Source organism: Bacteroides luhongzhouii (assembly GCF_009193295.2).
GTDB classification, from domain to species: domain Bacteria; phylum Bacteroidota; class Bacteroidia; order Bacteroidales; family Bacteroidaceae; genus Bacteroides; species Bacteroides luhongzhouii.
This window is the reverse complement of record NZ_CP059973.1, coordinates 2598318-2616222: the sequence shown is the minus strand read 5'-3', so window position 1 is coordinate 2616222 and position 17905 is coordinate 2598318. Positions and strand designations below refer to the sequence as shown.

The following is a 17905-nucleotide window of genomic DNA, read 5'->3' as shown; positions in this document are numbered from 1 at the left end:
GACAAAACAAGGCTTTTCGGGCTATCATGTGTATTTTTTGTTTTAAAACTATTATAAAAATGCCGACCGGCTATTAAAAAACAAAAAATACTAGGTGAAAAACAAATATTGCACATACCTATATTCACATTCATATACTTTTGTATCGAGGAATTAACCCTAAATGTGAGTACATAATTAAAAACAATAACCATTAATTAATAAACATGCAAAGAATGTCTAACAAGGTGAAAAACATGCGCAGTTGGCTGCTAATGCTATTTGCAGCGATATCGCTTAGCGTATCAGCGCAAACAATTACCGTAAAAGGTAATGTGAAAGACACAACGGGAGAACCGATCATCGGAGCTTCTGTAGTAGAGAAAGGTAATACTACCAATGGTACAATTACCGATTTAGATGGTAACTATTCTATCAAGGTTCCTTCAAAAGCAACCCTTACAATTTCTTATATCGGAATGAAAACTCAGGATATTGCTATAAAAGGACAAAGTCAAATTAATGTCACTCTTTCCGATGATACACAAGCGTTGGACGAAGTTGTGGTAATTGGTTATGGGACCGTTGCAAAAAAGGATTTGACCGGTTCTGTATCTTCCGTTAGTGCCAAACAGATTGCTGCTATTCCGGTATCTTCCGCATCGGAAGCACTACAAGGGAAAATGGCTGGTGTATCTATCACAACCACTGAAGGTTCACCTGATGCAGATGTAAAAATCCGCGTACGTGGCGGCGGTTCTCTATCTCAAGATAATTCACCACTCTATATTGTAGACGGATTTCCCGTATCAAGTATCTCTGATATTGCTCCAACAGATATTCAATCGGTAGATGTATTGAAAGATGCTTCTTCTACTGCTATTTATGGCGCCCGCGGTGCAAACGGTGTTATCATCATTACTACTAAATCCGGTCAGGAAGGTAAGATTCAGGTGAATTTGGGGGCCTCGTTCGGTGTTCGTAAAGTTACTAAAATGGTAGATGTACTGAACCCTTACGAATATGTATTATGGCAACAAGAAATTGACCAAGAAGGGATGAAATATGGTATGTTTGATGATTTGGATATTTACAAATCTATGAAAGGCACCGACTACCAGGATGAGATTTTTGGTCGTACAGGAAATCAACAACAATACAATGTGAGTGTGAGTGGAGGTAATAAAGATACCAAATTCAGTGTTAGTTATGCACATAACGAAGAAAAAAGTATCATGCTTGGTTCGGGTTTCTCAAAAGAGAATATTAATGCCAAACTTAATACCAATATCAACAAATGGTTAACAATGGACTTTAATGCCCGTTTTAGTTACCAAACAATTGATGGTATCAGTGGTGGAGCAGATGCAAACGAATCAAGTGCAGCCAATTCACTAATATCACGTTCCGTCATCTACAAACCGGTAGAGGAAATTAATACAACAAGTTCGGACAGCGATGATGATGAGAATGTGAACAATGCACAATATAACCCACTGGAACGTTTAAATGCAACTTACAAGAAACAAACCCGCTTGCAACAAAACTATAACGTAGGACTTAACTGGAAACCAATCAAAGGATTAACATTCAGAAGTGAGTTTGGTTATGGATGGAGATATAACAATACTGACCAAGTATGGGGAGTGGAAGCTACAAGTAATTCTAAATATGGTTATTATGGACAGCCACAAGCTCTGTTAAATAAGGTCGTTAATAAAAACTGGCGTAATGCAAATACAGTAACATATGATACTAAGTTCTTGAATAACACTCACAAACTAAATGTTATGTTAGGACATGAAGTTTCAAGTAGTTACGATCACGAGACTATCAACACCTCCGTTGCTTTCTCCAAATATATGACTATTAATGACGTACTCTCCGGCATGAGTAACGGAACGGCATTGCCTACCTCTACTTATATTGGTTTTAAGGACAATCTATTATCGTTCTTCGGACGTGTCAACTATACGATACAAGACAAGTATCTAATGACTTTCACAATGCGTGCCGATGGTTCCAGTAAATTCTCAAAAGGAAACCAATGGGGATATTTCCCATCATTAGCTTTAGCATGGAGAATATCTGACGAAGCATGGATGGAAAGAAGCAAAGAATGGTTATCCAACCTAAAACTTCGTTTAAGTGTAGGTACAGCTGGTAATAACCGTATTAAATCGGGTGCCATTAATTCTACTTTCTCATTAGCGGAAACAAGTGATAAAAACATTTATTTCAATGAAACAAGTGCTGTTGTATTACAACATGCTTCTAATCTTTCTAATCCTGACCTAAAATGGGAAACAACACTTACCCGTAACTTAGGTATTGACTTCGGATTCTGGAATAACCGCTTATCCGGTAGTATTGATGCATACTGGAATACAACTAAAGACTTGTTGATGAATGCAACAATACCTTCAAGCACTGGTTTTTCTACCCAATATAAGAACTTTGGACAGACATCAAATAAAGGTATAGAATTAGCATTAGACGCAGTCATAGTAGATACTAAGGACTTTGGTTTAAACGCCAATTTCAATATTTCTTATAATAGAGCTAAAATTGATAAGCTAGCCGGAGGACAAACCTGGCAAAGTAGTAACTGGGGAGGTAAACCTGCCGGACAAAACGACTTCTTCATTGAGGAAGGAGGACGTCTGGGAGAAGTGTACGGATATGAATTGGATGGCTTCTATACTACTGACGATTTTTCATGGGACGGCAGCAAGTGGGTGCTTAACGAAAATCTCACAGATCCGACAGAACTGATTAAATATAACAATTTTGGTCCGGGTGCACTAAAACTGAAAGCTGATGAAGATGGCAAATTTACGAAGAAACGTCTAGGAAATACAGTTCCAACTGTTACCGGTGGTTTCGGTATAAACATGCGTTATAAGAACTTTGATTTATCAGCCTTCTTCAATTACTCTCTTGGTAACAAGATTGTGAATGCAACCAAGTTAGGTTCAAGTTACTATAATGATACTAAAAAAGGATGGAACTTAAATGATAACTTTACATTAGCCAAACGTTATTCCTGGATTGATCCGTCAACAGGAGAAAACATGCTGAAAAGTTCATATATCAAGAGTAATGGGCTCGATTATACTATTAATCGTTTAAATGAAATAAATGCCGGAGCTTCCATGTATAATCCAGGCTCAATCACAGAAATGCCATTACTTGACTGGGCAGTAGAAGATGGTTCTTTCCTCCGTGTCAATAACATTTCAATCGGATATACACTACCTAAAGTTTTTGTAAACAAAATATTTATGCAAAACGTACGTATCTATGTGACTGGTTACAACTTGTATTGTTTCACAAAATACTCGGGAGCAGATCCGGAAGTAGATACACGTCGCAGTACTCCAATGACTCCGGGCGTAGATTATTCTGCATATCCCAAAAGCCGCTCATTTGTAGGGGGTATTAATGTTACATTCTAACCCATAAATAGAAAGGAAATACATATATGAAAACTTATATAAAATCAATATTACTAGGAACCGGATTGTTGAGCTTGCTTTCATGCAGTGACTTTCTCGACCAGTCTTCCCCTTCGGAGTTGAAAGGAGAAAATGTTTTTAACTCTGTCGTGTATACAGAGCAAGCGTTAAACAAGGTATATGCCGATTTGACATACGACCACACGTATGGTTCTCGTATCCCTATCAATTTCGGTAATAATACGGATATTGAACTAGCAAATGCAACCAAGCAATCGGAAGTTCATCAAAATTCAGAAAGAGGATTAGGTAATTACTATCTAAGCAAAGGATGGGATAAACTTGATACGAACTGGGAAAGATGTTTTGCTATTATTGAAAATGCCAATATCGTTATTGACGGTATTCGTAATAGCGACTTATTAGCAGAAGGAACTACCACCCGTAAACCAATGCTCCGTTATTTAGGAGAAGCATTAACCATGCGTGCAATGGTATATTATGATATAGTTAAGAATTACGGAGATGTTCCGATGCGCTTTGAGCCTACCCAACCTGATGGTTCTAACATGTATGCAGCAAAAACAGACCGGGATATTATTTTAGACCAGTTGTTAGATGATTTGGACGAAGCTGCCAATTACCTTCCTTGGGCAGGTGAAGACGGATACACAACAGAGCATGCCACTGCAGGTTTTGCACATGGATTATTTGCACGTATTGCTTTATCACGCGCCGGATATAGCATCCGCGAACAAGCAAAAACAGGTTATAGAAACCATCCGACTTGCAGTGACGGACAATTCCCTACTCAACGTCCGTCAGAAGCAGAAGTTCAAAAATTGCACGAACGTGCATTAGCACATTTGGATATTGTAGTAAGCAAACAAGTTCATAAGTTGAATCCATCTTTTGAAAACCAATGGGACTTAATCAATAAGCGGACACTGGATACTAAATATTATGAAAATCTATATGAGGTAGCTCACGGATTAGGTAGATCTGGCGAAATGGGTTACAGTACCGGAGTTCGTATCAATGGTGCCAGCAACAAATATGGCGCAAAAGGTAATAGCAGTGGTAATATCAGACTTACAGCTTCTTATATTTTATCTTTTGATAATAACGACAGCCGTAGAGATATTACATGCGCCTACTATGAATTAAAACAAACGACAGTAGACAATAAAGCTGTTATAAAAGAGACATTGCTTTCTAATGCTCCTTTCAGTGCCTATGTAGCAAAATGGGACATTCGTAAAATGGATGATGCAATCATCTCTTTGGCACAAAACACAGACCAGAAATGGGCTCCAGGTATTAACTGGGTAGTGATGCGTTATTCCGATATTTTATTAATGTATGCTGAAGTGATGTATAACTTGTATGGATTAGAAGGCAGCAATCCCAATGGTACCACTACAAAAACTGCACTTGAAGCTTTGACAGAAGTACATATCCGTGCCTTTGACACTGCTACCCAAAATGCCGCTAAAAACGCTATTGAAGCATCCGCCCGAAACAATTTCATGGAAGCGCTTGATCAAGAACGTGCATGGGAGTTTGCAGGTGAATGTGTTCGTAAATATGATCTGATACGTTGGGGAACACTTTCCGAAAAGCTGGATCAATTCAGAACAGACTACAAAGCTATGATTGAGACTGCTCCCAAATTTATCTTCTATAAAATGAAGACAGATGATCCGTATTCAATTGACATGAATAGTATCACTTGGCGTACTGAACAAATTCCTAATGAACTTAGAGACCTTGAAGATCCTGATAAAGTGAAGGAAGCAGCTAAAACTGCAGGTTATGAATATGTTACCGGTTGGGGAACCAACTATGAATGGAAGAAGGGAGTAGCAGATACTAGTAAAACAACCAATGATACAAATCTTGAGTATGTAGATGATATCAGCAGTGGTTTAAATGCTACGATCAAAAATAGACATCTATTACCGATAGGCTCCAAGACTGTTTCGGATGCCAACGGTTACATAGAGAACTCTTATAATTTCTAATAAATTATGAATATCATTCAATAACTGATCTCATGAACATGAATTTTATCAAATCAACAAGATACACGGTTTTATCAGGGCTTTTTATAGCCCTGACCGTAATGCTTTCATCGTGTGAGAAAGCAAATGATTGGGAAACAGATAGTGCCTATAACCGTCTGTTCCGTAGTACTAAATTGGCAGTCAGCCCTAGCATTAACAATGCAGAAGTTATTTGGAATAATACGATCAATACAGATTATTACATCATTGAAGTAAATACTTCTGAACTTACAGCTGAAAATTATCAGGAAGGATCTGTTATCTTCGGAGAGGATAAGAGTATAAAAAGCTCTCCGTACACTATTGAAGGATTGGATGCAAATACCAGTTATTATATTCGTATCCGTTCATGCTCTGAAACAGCTTCACCTTCCAAATGGGTATATCCGGAAAATACAAGCTTTAAGACCAAGACAGAACAGTTAATTGAGGATATCTCAACCATCACTGGTTCTACTGCCATTATCACATGGAAAAAGAATCAGAGCGTAACCCACTTCTTACTGACGAACACAGAGACTTCAACAGTAACAAACATTCCAATTTCTTCGGAAATGAATGCAAAAGGCAGTTATCAACTTACAGGTCTGGCAGCTTCTACCGCATACACTATCGGTATATACAATACTGTTAACGGTGAAGATGTATTGAGAGGTGAGAAATCATTCCAAACTACAGAAAACTTCCCGGATGGTTACACACCTGTATATCTTACTGCTGCTGATGATCCAAACGAGGTACTTGCTGCACAAAGTGGAAATATAGTATTTGTCATCCCTCACTCTACAGCTATTGATTTCAATGAGAAAGTTACAATTCCTAGCTCCATAACTTCAATCATATTTTGGGGAGCAAGTGGTGGCGAGGCACAAGCCACGATGAAAATTAAAACCATTACAGCAGAAGGAACAAAGGATATGATACGTTTCTACAACTTGCATATCGATCCACAAGGTGATTATATGTTCAACCTTCAGGATGTGGATGCTGATATTAACACTGTATTAGTAGAAAACTGTGTAGTAGAGAAGAGCAAGGGTGTAATTCGCGCAAAGAACGGTTCAGTTGTACGTATCGGAAAAGCAGCTATCAATAATTGTATCATCAACGGAAGCTCTGCAGCCCTGTTTGCATTTAAAGAATCAGCTGTTGCGCAAGTTCCTGTCATAGAACTGACAAACAGTACAGTGATGAATATCACTCAACAATACTTCTATCTGATTAACCAATCGCAGATAAAAGTCAGCGACTGTACCTTTTATGGAATCGGTAGCACAAAAGCATTTCTCGAATTATCTAATAAAGAAGCTGACACAAGTATGTATATGGAAAATACAATCATTGCCAAAGGAACTACAACCAATACAATCAAAGCTTGTAATGTAAAGAACAAATGTACCTATAGTAAGGTCTATGTCACCTCCGATTGTACATTTGACAGCACAATGGACGGGATAGAATGTAGCAAATCTGACGAGTTGTTTGTCGACGCAGAAAATGGAGACTTCAGAATTAAGGATCCATTGTTTACAGCTAATGTAGGCGATCCACGTTGGAAAGAATAATAAGAGAATAGAATGTCCGAAAATACATATTGAATAAGAAAGGCTATCAGATAAATGATAGCCTTTCTTATTATCTTCCCACTTTATCCCGATACTCCGTTGGCGTCATCCCAACTTTCGCCTTGAAACATTTACTGAAATAACGCGGATCATTAATACCGACCATATATGAAATCTGCGTCATATTAAACTCTCCGGTCTCTATTAATTGCGTGGCCCGCTTGATACGCATTTCTTTGATAAATTCGATAGGAGCCAGTCCGGTTAGTGTTTTCAGTTTCTTGAAGAAGACAGAGCGGCTGACAGCCAGTTCCCGAACCAAATCATCGACCACCAGTTCACCATTATCCATATTCTGCTCCATTAATTCCACCAATTTATCCATAAATTTGCGGTCGTTGGGAGACATATCGAGCGTTGCAGGTACAGTTTCGGAAGTATCTTCTTCTGCCGATGGCACATCCGTAGCAACAGGTGTATCCTCCTGACCGGCAGAAATATTGATATGTATCAGGCTATCCCGATAGAAACTTTGCAGTTTTTTACGCTGCATCAACAGATTTTCCACACGAGCTTGCAGATAGGTAGCACTAAAAGGCTTCGTTATATAATCATCCGCACCGTATTCCAGTCCCTCCAGTTTACTTTCAATCGTTGTTTTGGCAGTAAGTAAGATAATAGGTATATGGCTGGTCGTCATATCCGCACGCAGTTCACGCGTCATTTCGATACCGTCTTTCTCGGGCATCATCACGTCACTGATAATAATATCCGGGAGATACTTCAATGCTTTATTCGCTCCTTCCCTGCCATCGGCAGCTTCCACTACCCTGTACATCGGAGAAAATATACTACGCAAGAATTCACGTAATTCCTGATTATCTTCGACTAATAACATCAGTTCTTTAGAGTTTTCTTCTTTTGCAGATTCCTCCTCATAAACATCTTCTATCTTCTCCGAATCATCGGCCACCAGCGTTTCAGACTGAATGGAAGAGTTGGCTATATCCACTACCTGCCCCATTCTTGCCGGAGCATCCGTATCTTCCAGGATAAACTCGGCTTCCTTATCATAATGTTCTTTCCCTTTCAGGAAATCGACTTTGAAACAACTTCCTTCTCCCAAACGACTATCCACGGAAATAGTAGCCTTGTGCATCTCTACAAGCTCTTTCACCAATGAAAGTCCGATACCCGTACTAGCCTGATTGAACAGATTCTTGTCTACCAGATTCTCAAAACGGACAAACAAGGACTTCTTTTTGTTTTCCGCAATTCCGATTCCCTGATCTTGTACACCGATAGAAACAGTATTCTCATCTTCACGAATAAACATCGTTATCATCTTGCCATTTGGCGTATACTTAAATGCATTGGAAAGTAGATTGAATACAATCTTTTCCAGCTTATCGGCGTCCACCCAAAGATAAAGATGCTCCTTTTCCGTCTGAAACAGGAAATCAATCCGATGTTCTTCGGCTACAGCCTCAAAATTATCCATCACCTTGCGCACGAAAGGCACAATATCCACTCGCTGTACCTGCATCTTCATCTTCTTATTCTGAATCTTACGGAAGTCCAATATCTGATTAACAAGACGAAGCATACGACTGGTGTTCCGTTCAACCACAACCAACTGTTCGCGGGCATCAGCCGGCAATTTATCATTCTTCAAAACTTGCTCTACCGGACCTGCTATCAACGTAAGCGGAGTACGCAACTCATGGGATATATTCGTAAAGAAGCGCAGTTTTATATCCGAAATCTGCTGTTCGACCGACACTTCATGCTTCAACCGGTAAATGGTGAACAGGATATAAACAGCCACAAGAATAATAATCAGAATGAAAAGTATATAAAGCACATAAGCCATCGGCGTTTCCCAGAAAGAAGGCAGAATGACAATATCCAAGATACGTTCATTATCCACCCACACACCATCGCTATTGGTAGAACGGACGCGAAGCACATACTCTCCTTTCGGAAGATTCGTATAAGTCACGCTACGCTGTTTGTCGGCAAAGGTCCATTGTTTCTCAAATCCGTCGAGAATATAAGCATACTGTATATTCTGCGGATTGGTATAATCGAGTGCCGCGAAATGAACGGAGAAAATATTCTCTTTATGCGAAAGCACCAATTTATCAGCGTCGTCAATATCCACTTTCAACAATGAGTTGACTCCGGGGGTAATGTCCTCATTGGCCACTGTCAGTTTGGAGAATACGATAGGCGGGATATAGCTGCTCTTACGGATAGAGTCAGGATTAAATATAAAGACTCCGCCACTGGCACCGAAAAGCATACTTCCTTTAGCAGTCAATGCCGAAGCGGCTTCACTAAAGCGTACAGGGAAAGTAATACTACGTTCGTCATAACTTTCAAAACGTTCTTCAGAGGGGATGAACTTACAAATTCCATTCTCCGTACTAATCCATAAATTCTGCTTACTATCTTCGCGGATGGAAAGCAGGACATCGGATGGAAGACCATCCAGTACGGAATATGATTTAAATTCTCCATGACCGTCCTTACTGATAGATACCAGTTTATTGAGTCCCCCACCGAAAGTAGCCAGATAAAGTTCCTTTTTCTTAGTGGAGATAATCCAATGGACATCATTATTACTCAAACTTTGCGTATCATTCGGCATACGGGAGAAATGATAGAACTGCACATCCTCCGGTTTCTTAAAGTCCTCGTCAAAAGCAACGGCACCCGTAGTTGTTCCTACCCACAAGCGTCCGTTATTATCGGAAGTGATGAAACGAGCTTTGTAACAAGGATCAATAGGATAGCCCTTCAGGTTGTTCCGGTGATTGATAAACAATGTTTTTCCTGCTTCATTCTCCGTGATATAATTGATACCTCCGGCAAAAGTTGCCAGCCAGATACGGCCATAATGATCTTCATAGACGCAATATACATTATTATCGCTCAAACTGTACATATCATCCTCACGATGAAGATAACGGGTCAGTTTATAGGACATTCCGTTAGAGGAAGTCGGCTCGGCACGAACAAGGCCGTCTCCTTTTGTCGCAATCCAGATGATTCCTTTTGAGTCTTGAATAACAAAATAAACGGTTCCCTGCATGGGAGTACCGGTGATAGAGATAGTGCCGCTTTCGGTGAGGTATCCTTTATAAGTTTTGCCTGCATCATATATACGAAGTATACCGTCTTTCAAGCCAACCCACAAATTTCCCAGTTTGTCTTCACACAGGGCACGCACCTCATTATGCAACGATTCGTGTTCATGAGGCATAGGGGTCATCATCGCAAAGGGTACATTTCGATAAGTCACTTTCTCCAATCCTTTAGAGTGGGTACAAAGCCACAGATTACCTTGTTTGTCGGAAAAGGCTGAATGAATCTTATTGGAAAAACGCCAGTCACGGCTACCCAGTCCGTTATAGAAAGGAACCAAACATTTCTTTTGAGGATCGAAGTAAGAGAAACCTCCTCCATAAGGATGTACCCAAAGATAACCGTTTACGTCTTCATGGATATGAAAAGCCGGACGGGAACGTTCAGGATTACTGTATTCTATAGGAATTTGTTCACGGGTCACCACTCCGGTCGAGGGATTGAAATGAGCTACAACGCCCGGTTCTTCCTGTTCGAACCACACTTCCGAGGAACGGTCTACATAAGCAGAAAGGATCGGCTTTGCGGGTAACGCCCTACAAGTCAGGAACGAGTAATGTACATTTGTTTTTGTTCGCAGGTTGTAAGTAAAGAAACCATCCGAATCGGTGGTAATAACGGATACGTCTGGTGCAACGGGATGAATGGAGGTGATCTGTCCTTTTGTGGGAAGCTCGATCAACGTAAATTCTCCACTTTCTTTCTGATAAGACCAGATACGTCCATGGTCTGAGGCGAAGCAAATATCTTTGTCACGTTCCTGCACAGCATAGAAAGCCTGGTTCATTCCGCCAAACTTTCCTTTTGTCTCCGTAAAATAGGAATCCGGTTCTTTCTTTCCGGGATGGATCATACCGAGGCCATTATCCGTCAACAGCCAGTCATTGCCTGCTTTATCCTGATGAACTTTGAATACATGTAAAGAAGGAAACAGTTCCGTCTTACTGGAATAAATATCCCATGTCAAGCGATTATTCTCATCCGGATGCGTCAGGATGCGGATGGCTCCGTCGTTTTCCGTCAGCAGCCAGACGGTTCCGTTCGGCATCACTTCAATGGTATGTACATTGAAAGTACTTCCCTCCTCTCCGGCAGCTGGCACTTGTTCGAAAGTCTCTGTCTTCGGATCGAAACGATGAACACGGTTGTCATAAGTCAGCAACCACAGAAAGCCGTAACGGTCTTCATATATACGGTCTACGCGGTTATTGGTCAGACTGATGTAGTTTCCCTGACGGGCCTTGTATGTTTTGAAGGTATAACCGTTGAAACGGTTGATGCCATCCCAGGTGGCAAACCAGAGGTTGTCTTTGTGATCCTGCAAGATGTTCATCACCGTATTTTGGGATAATCCATCTTCAGTAGAATAGTGGGTGAAAAAACAGTGTTGCTGCGCATGTGTTGAGAACACAATAGCTAGCAAAAGGATTACTGAAATTAAGGTTTTCTTCATCATATCACTCGGTTCTGTGGCGTAAAGATAGAAAAATACTTGTAGTTTAATGCAATCTTTAGCGGCTATTTAACAGAATCGGGCCATTCTATAAGACAAGTTATCTATTTTAGGCAGATGAACAAAAAACAAAATATCTTGTCGGATTCTGTTTTTTGTTCATCTGCCCGTTTAATTGGTACTTCCGCCGCGGCTATCGTTGCTTCTGTACCGGCTAATTTGTTTTTTATTTAGTCATTTGTTTCTTTACCTGGTCAGCTGGTCAACGCTTTACCGTTATCAGTTTGTTTCCGTTCTCTACCGGATTCCATCCATCTTCTCCCGCCAAAACAGCATTTATTTCATATCCTTTCAGATTCTTCAATTGTTGGGAGAAAGCAGCGCGTGCTTTCGGATTGGCTCCTTCTCCCCGACTTTCATATTCGGCATAAAAGACAGTTTTTTCGTTTTCCTTCTTGCCCCAGTTGTTCCAGCCAACGGGAAGAATATGTTGCCCCAGTTCGCAATGGATGAATACAGCTTGCGCATACGGACGCCAGGGACGAGACAGATACACTTTTGTGGCTTCCGGTTCCGCAGTCAGTTTGCAATCATAGAATACATAGCCATATTTTTTGCCTTTATCAGTAGAAGGAGCGGTGACATAACCGTCCCGCTTACTATGAATGTGGCAACGGTTGAAAACAGCCGTAGACCAACCGAAAATAAAATCAACCGTTCCTTCGATGTAACAGTCTTCGTAATATTGGCGGCTTTGCTTACCGTATGTGTAGAGCGTATCCTGGAAACCTAGAAAACGACAGTGCTTAAAATAGACACGGTCGGCAGACACAAAGCAGGCAACTGCTTGTCCTACGGGGCCTGATGAGTTCTCGAATGTGATATTCTCCGCATAAAAATCAGGGGCATAGATGTAACAGCTGGACGAACCGGAAGTTCCCATGTTATCGCCTAATACATTTTTCTTGTTTGCAAAACCGTCATAAGTCAGTATCGCACTGTCTTCTCCAATCAAAGAGATATTAATCTTGGATTCAGGAATGATGAGCTTCTCTTTATAAGTTCCTTTACGAATCAGGATAGTGGTACGAACATCTTTGCGAAAATCAGGAACAGCATTGATTGCTTCCTGTACGGTAAAGAAATCACCGCTACCATCTTGGGCCACCACATAATCGTAATGACGGATATATTTCGCCAGTTCCGGAATTTCCTTGCCGATAGCGTCCACTGCCAGTCCGGCAATTGTTCGTGCTCCGTATACGTTTAAATGAGTATTGTCTTCACGACCTTTCGGGAAAGCCGGCACCTGGTTAGGTTCGACAAACATAAACAACTTCTTTGATTCTACAGGTCCAAGTCCCTGCACCAGGTCGTGGGTGATTTTGTTCATGTCGATAAAAGTCACTCCCAGTTCTTTTGCCACATTGCGGGGAGCATCCAGATAGGCACCATGCGTATCGAACAAAACAGTTCCTTCCTTCGGTTGTTCCTTTTCCCCCGGTGTGCGACGTACATCTTTTGCGATGGCATCATCCTTCGGCTGCACAAAGTTTCGACGGACGATAGAGTTGAACAATACCGGAATTCCACCTTTGGCGCGGGTTTCATTCACATACCGACGAAGAATTTCATCAAAAGTGCTACCCGGATCGGTGTGACGGGTAGAGTCTGCTTTCTCATCGTTATGACCGAACTGAATAAAAACGTAATCTCCTTTTTTCACTTTAGAAATTACTCTTTCCCAGCGTCCTTCGCTGATAAAGCTCTTGGAACTTCGACCGTTGGCGGCATGATTGTCTATCCGTATGTCTTCGGAGAAGAATCCGGGAAGTACCATTCCCCAACCACGTTCGGGGTTTCCTCCGTCTATTTTCTTGTTAGCCATTGTCGAATCGCCTATCATAAAGATAGTGATTACCGGTTTGTCTGCACGAAATGCAGAAAAAAGAATAAAAACGGCTGCCAGCAACCCCATCATTTTATGTCTTTGTGTCTTCATATCCACCTACTATTATTATTATGCTACTCTCCATACAAAAAAATCATTTTCCTCTATCACCGCCATCAAGCAAAAGCCTTATTCATCGGGGTTAGATGAGGTGATAGGTTCTTTATTCAACCTGTCACCTCTTATTTATTACTTGAAACTTTAGTTTCAATGGCTTGGAACTGATAGTTTCCATATAGGGAAACTATAGTTTCCCCGTAATGAAACCATTGTTTCCCCTTAGTGGAAACTTTAGTTTCTCACCGTGAAACAAAATGTATCAAAGCATGAAACCGGATTAACAAACCGACAAACGATTGTCCATATTACTTGTTTTATTTATAAGGATACCAATTACTGCTTTCCTTAAAGATGTTTTGTGGAGTATACTTCATTGCCTCCTTATTTGTCAACTGTTTAGCCCACATCACACGCCCGGAAGTATCCGAGCCCGCACCTGTATTTCCGAACTCGGCATAACGAGCTGTTGTTTCGTTCTCCGGATTCTTCCAATTGTGCCATCCTTCGGGACGGATATGATTACCAAACTCACAATTGATAAAGACCGTTGCCGCATAAGGACGCCACGGACGACCCAAATATACTTTTTTCACTCCCGGAGCGGCTGTCAGCTTACAGTTTTTGAAAACATAACCAAACTCTTCACTTTGAGGAGTGGAAGCAGCAGTGATATACGAATCACGTTTACTATACAGTTCACAATATTCGAATAGGGCGGTGGAAGGGCCAAAAATAAAATCGGTAGTTCCCTCGATATAGCAATTCGTGAATAAGAGACGAGCCCTTTCGGTGCCTGTATAAATAGTGTCCTGATTTCCCAAGAAACGACAGTTGACAAACATCAGTCTGTCACCTTCGGTGTGAAGAGCTACCGCTTGCCCCAGTGGAGCCGCATTATTTTCAATCGTCAAGTCTTTGAAAGTGATGTCATTTCCTTCCACTTTTACCGTATAAGTGCGGAAAGTACCCATCTTATTGATATTAGCATGATCATCGTAAGTGATAATCGTTTTTTCTGCACTTTCACCCACTAATTGCACATTCTTTACCCAGGAAGGAATGACCAGTTTTTCTTTATATATACCGTTCTTGATATAAATCGTCACCGTATAGTCCATAAAAGCGCGGACAGCTTCCACGGCTTCTTGAATGTTACGATACTCCCCTGTCCCGTCGCGTGCCACGACTAATGTATCTTTGCGTTGCTGTTGTTGTGAATAAACAGATGTTGCTCCCACACCCAGTAGAAGCAAACACATCATTCCTTTAAAAATAGTCCTTTTCATCGTCGGAAATTACTTTTGTAAACGTTCGTATTCCAAGCTAGCCATAATAAAAGGTCCTACGGCTTTAGGATCGTTATTGCGGATAGTTTCATTAATATAATAGTCATAATCGCCGGAACGGTATACCTTTCCTCCCAATCCTGCCACTGCACAAGCTTTGGTGATGGTTACCAATCCGTTGTTGTCCACTTCGATAAAATTATCCAGGAATCCTTTGTAGCCTTTCAATGCCACATCCAGATAAGACTTATCAATATATCCTAAACGAACAGCCTTAAAGAGCGAATAAATAAACATGGCGGAACAGGAAGATTCTACGTAATTTCCCTTATCACCACTCCGGTCCATCACCTGATACCATCCTCCGGTCTTCGGATCCTGAAGTTTCTTCACCTGCACAGCTACATTATTCAATATATCAAGCAAAGAATCTCTTCCGGCTTCATGCTGCGGAATAAATTCGAGCACATCCACCAATGCCATCGCATACCATCCCATCGCACGTCCCCACGTATGTTTCGACTGTCCGGTCACCGGATCCGCCCAACGTTCGGTGCGGCTTACATCACACGCATGACGATAAAGACCATTTTTAGGATCGTATGTATGACGAGCACAAGTGACGAACTGGTTGATTACATCTGCATAGTCCTGCGGAAGATTATTACGGAATGCATATTCCGCATAGAAAGGAGCTCCCATGTAAATTCCGTCCAGCCACATTTGGTGGGGATAAATCTTTTTATGCCAAAAACCACCGTCCTCATTACGCGGTTGTCCTTCAAACTGGCTATAAAGCAAGTCGAGCGCTTTCTTATATTTAGGATTTTTGGTCTGCTCATAGATACGGAAAAGGATTTTTCCGGAGTTGATACGATCGAGACTGTAATCGGTTAATTTATAAGCGGTAATGCTTCCGTCTTCGTGCACCATTGTATCTGTATACGCGATAGCGTAATCGCGAATTTTCTTGTCGCCATAAGTATCATACACATCGAGCATGGCTCCCAGTTCAAGTCCGTGGCAATAATCCCACTTCAGTTTCGGCTGAAAGTCGAGCTGCCAGGATTCGGGGTAACGGATCATTTCCGATTCAGTCAGTCGTACAGACCAGGGAAGCTTGCTGTCTACCTGTTGTGCCGATACGGAAACGGTCATTGTAACCAATAAAGCCACTATAAAAAAATTATAAAAAGGAGTTAGTCTCATGGTTTGTTATTTTAAGGATTCAACATAGTCTTTTTTCACGCTACGAAAGTAGTGTTTTTCCTCCAAACCCAGTGGGATTTTTTAGTCAAGTAGGTGCATTTTTTGTTTTTCGTGCACGGAAACGACTAATTTTGTGCACGCAAACGTCAAAAATGTCCATTTTTGATGCAATATCTCATAAATTAAGAGTTTCGTTTTGGAAGAAAGCAAAAAAGGTCTTACTTTTGGCACGGTTTACAACTAATACCCTCTGGGGAAACACAGGTAATTTATCATTAAAACAGAGAAAAAATAGAACAGAATGGAAGAAGTATTTAAGTACATTATCGGTCTTGGAGCGGCAGTAATGATGCCAATCATTTTCACGATTTTAGGAGTATGTATCGGTATTAAATTTCCCAAAGCGCTAAAAAGCGGTTTGTTGGTTGGTGTCGGTTTCGTTGGTTTATCAGTAGTGACGGCATTGCTCACCAGCAGTCTGGGTCCGGCATTAAGTAAAATGGTTGAAATCTACGGATTGGAATTGGGAATTTTCGACATGGGTTGGCCTTCTGCTGCGGCGGTAGCTTACAACACTTCAGTCGGTGCTTTCATTATCCCTGTTTGCTTGGGAGTTAACTTATTAATGTTGCTTACCAAAACAACCCGTACCGTCAATATCGACCTTTGGAACTATTGGCACTTCGCATTTATCGGTGCTATCGTGTACTTTGCTTCCGACAATATCTATTGGGGATTCTTCGCTGCCATCATCTGCTACATCATTACGCTGGTAATGGCTGATATGACTGCTCCTGCTTTCCAGAAGTTCTATGATAAAATGGACGGCATCTCTATTCCTCAACCGTTCTGCCAAAGTTTCGTTCCGTTTGCTCTTATAATCAATAAACTATTGGATAAAATTCCGGGATTCGACAAACTGAATATCGATTCTGAAGGATTGAAAAAGAAATTCGGATTGATGGGTGAACCGCTGTTTTTGGGTATCGTAATTGGTTGCGGTATCGGTGCATTGGGCTGCGGAAGTTGGAAAGAAGTAGTGGACAGTATCCCAAGTATATTGGGTCTGGGTATCAAGATGGGTGCGGTGATGGAATTGATTCCACGTATCACCAGTCTTTTTATCGAAGGTTTGAAACCGATCTCTGACGCTACCCGCGAACTGATCGCTAAGAAATATAAGAATAACACCGGATTGAGCATCGGTATGAGCCCTGCACTGGTTATCGGTCACCCGACTACCTTGGTGGTATCTCTGCTGTTGATCCCTGTCACTATCTTCCTGGCTGTTATCCTTCCGGGCAACCGTTTCTTACCGCTGGCTTCTCTGGCAGGTATGTTCTACTTGTTCCCGATGATTCTGCCTATTACAAAAGGGAACGTAGTGAAATCATTCATCATCGGCCTGGTAGCTTTGACAATCGGCCTGTATTTCGTAACCGGCCTGGCAGGTTTCTTCACACTGGCCGCCAAAGACGTATATGCCGCAACAGGCGACCCGACAGTGAATATCCCCGCCGGTTTTGAAGGTGGAGCACTCGACTTTGCTTCCAGCCTCTTCTGCTGGGGTATCTTCCACCTGACTTACAGTCTGAAGATTATCGGCCCTGCCATCCTCGTGGCACTGGCACTCGGAATGGCTATCTACAACCGTATCCGCATGACCAGAAACGACGCAAAAAACGCATCAACCAATAAAGAATAATATAAATACTATAAAGAAAAGAT

8 protein-coding genes are annotated in these 17905 nt (G+C 41.3%); 4 read left to right on the top strand and 4 right to left on the bottom strand.

Annotated elements, in window-relative coordinates; translation table 11 throughout:
* Positions 1-215 precede the first annotated feature (215 nt).
* Genes GD631_RS09375 through GD631_RS09365 form a run of 3 tightly spaced genes read left to right on the top strand, consistent with a single transcriptional unit; the run spans position 216 to position 7068 of the window.
* The gene (locus GD631_RS09375; RefSeq protein ID WP_143260418.1) at positions 216-3437 is read left to right on the top strand and encodes a SusC/RagA family TonB-linked outer membrane protein; all 3222 of its coding nucleotides are present in this window, start codon (positions 216-218) and stop codon (positions 3435-3437) included.
* A gap of 26 nt (positions 3438-3463) precedes the next feature.
* Positions 3464-5461, top strand: a complete 1998-nt coding sequence (locus GD631_RS09370; protein WP_143260417.1) for a RagB/SusD family nutrient uptake outer membrane protein — start codon at positions 3464-3466, stop codon at positions 5459-5461.
* Positions 5462-5493: 32 nt separating this feature from the next.
* Positions 5494-7068 (top strand): DUF5123 domain-containing protein, encoded by a 1575-nt coding sequence (locus tag GD631_RS09365; RefSeq protein WP_143260416.1) that lies wholly within the window; start codon positions 5494-5496, stop codon positions 7066-7068.
* Between the two features lie 70 nt (positions 7069-7138).
* Here the strand turns inward: GD631_RS09365 and GD631_RS09360 are convergent, their stop codons facing one another.
* The 4 genes from GD631_RS09360 to GD631_RS09345 all read right to left on the bottom strand — a co-directional run bounded on the left by GD631_RS09360 (position 7139) and on the right by GD631_RS09345 (position 16177).
* A complete protein-coding gene (locus GD631_RS09360; protein ID WP_143260415.1) occupies positions 7139-11674 on the bottom strand; it encodes a two-component regulator propeller domain-containing protein in 4536 nt (1511 codons plus the stop codon).
* A gap of 259 nt (positions 11675-11933) precedes the next feature.
* Positions 11934-13673: a pectinesterase family protein gene (locus tag GD631_RS09355; protein WP_185911613.1), complete on the bottom strand. Its 1740-nt coding sequence runs from the start codon at positions 13671-13673 to the stop codon at positions 11934-11936.
* 323 nt (positions 13674-13996) lie between these two features.
* Positions 13997-14968: a pectinesterase family protein gene (locus GD631_RS09350; protein ID WP_143260414.1), complete on the bottom strand. Its 972-nt coding sequence runs from the start codon at positions 14966-14968 to the stop codon at positions 13997-13999.
* Positions 14969-14977: 9 nt separating this feature from the next.
* Positions 14978-16177 carry a glycoside hydrolase family 88/105 protein gene (locus GD631_RS09345; protein ID WP_143260413.1) on the bottom strand — a complete coding sequence of 400 codons (1200 nt, stop codon included), beginning with the start codon at positions 16175-16177 and terminating at the stop codon, positions 14978-14980.
* Between the two features lie 301 nt (positions 16178-16478).
* Here GD631_RS09345 and GD631_RS09340 point away from each other — a divergent pair, with 301 nt between their 5' ends.
* Positions 16479-17882, top strand: a complete 1404-nt coding sequence (locus tag GD631_RS09340) for a PTS galactitol transporter subunit IIC (protein ID WP_143260412.1) — start codon at positions 16479-16481, stop codon at positions 17880-17882.
* Positions 17883-17905 lie beyond the last annotated feature (23 nt).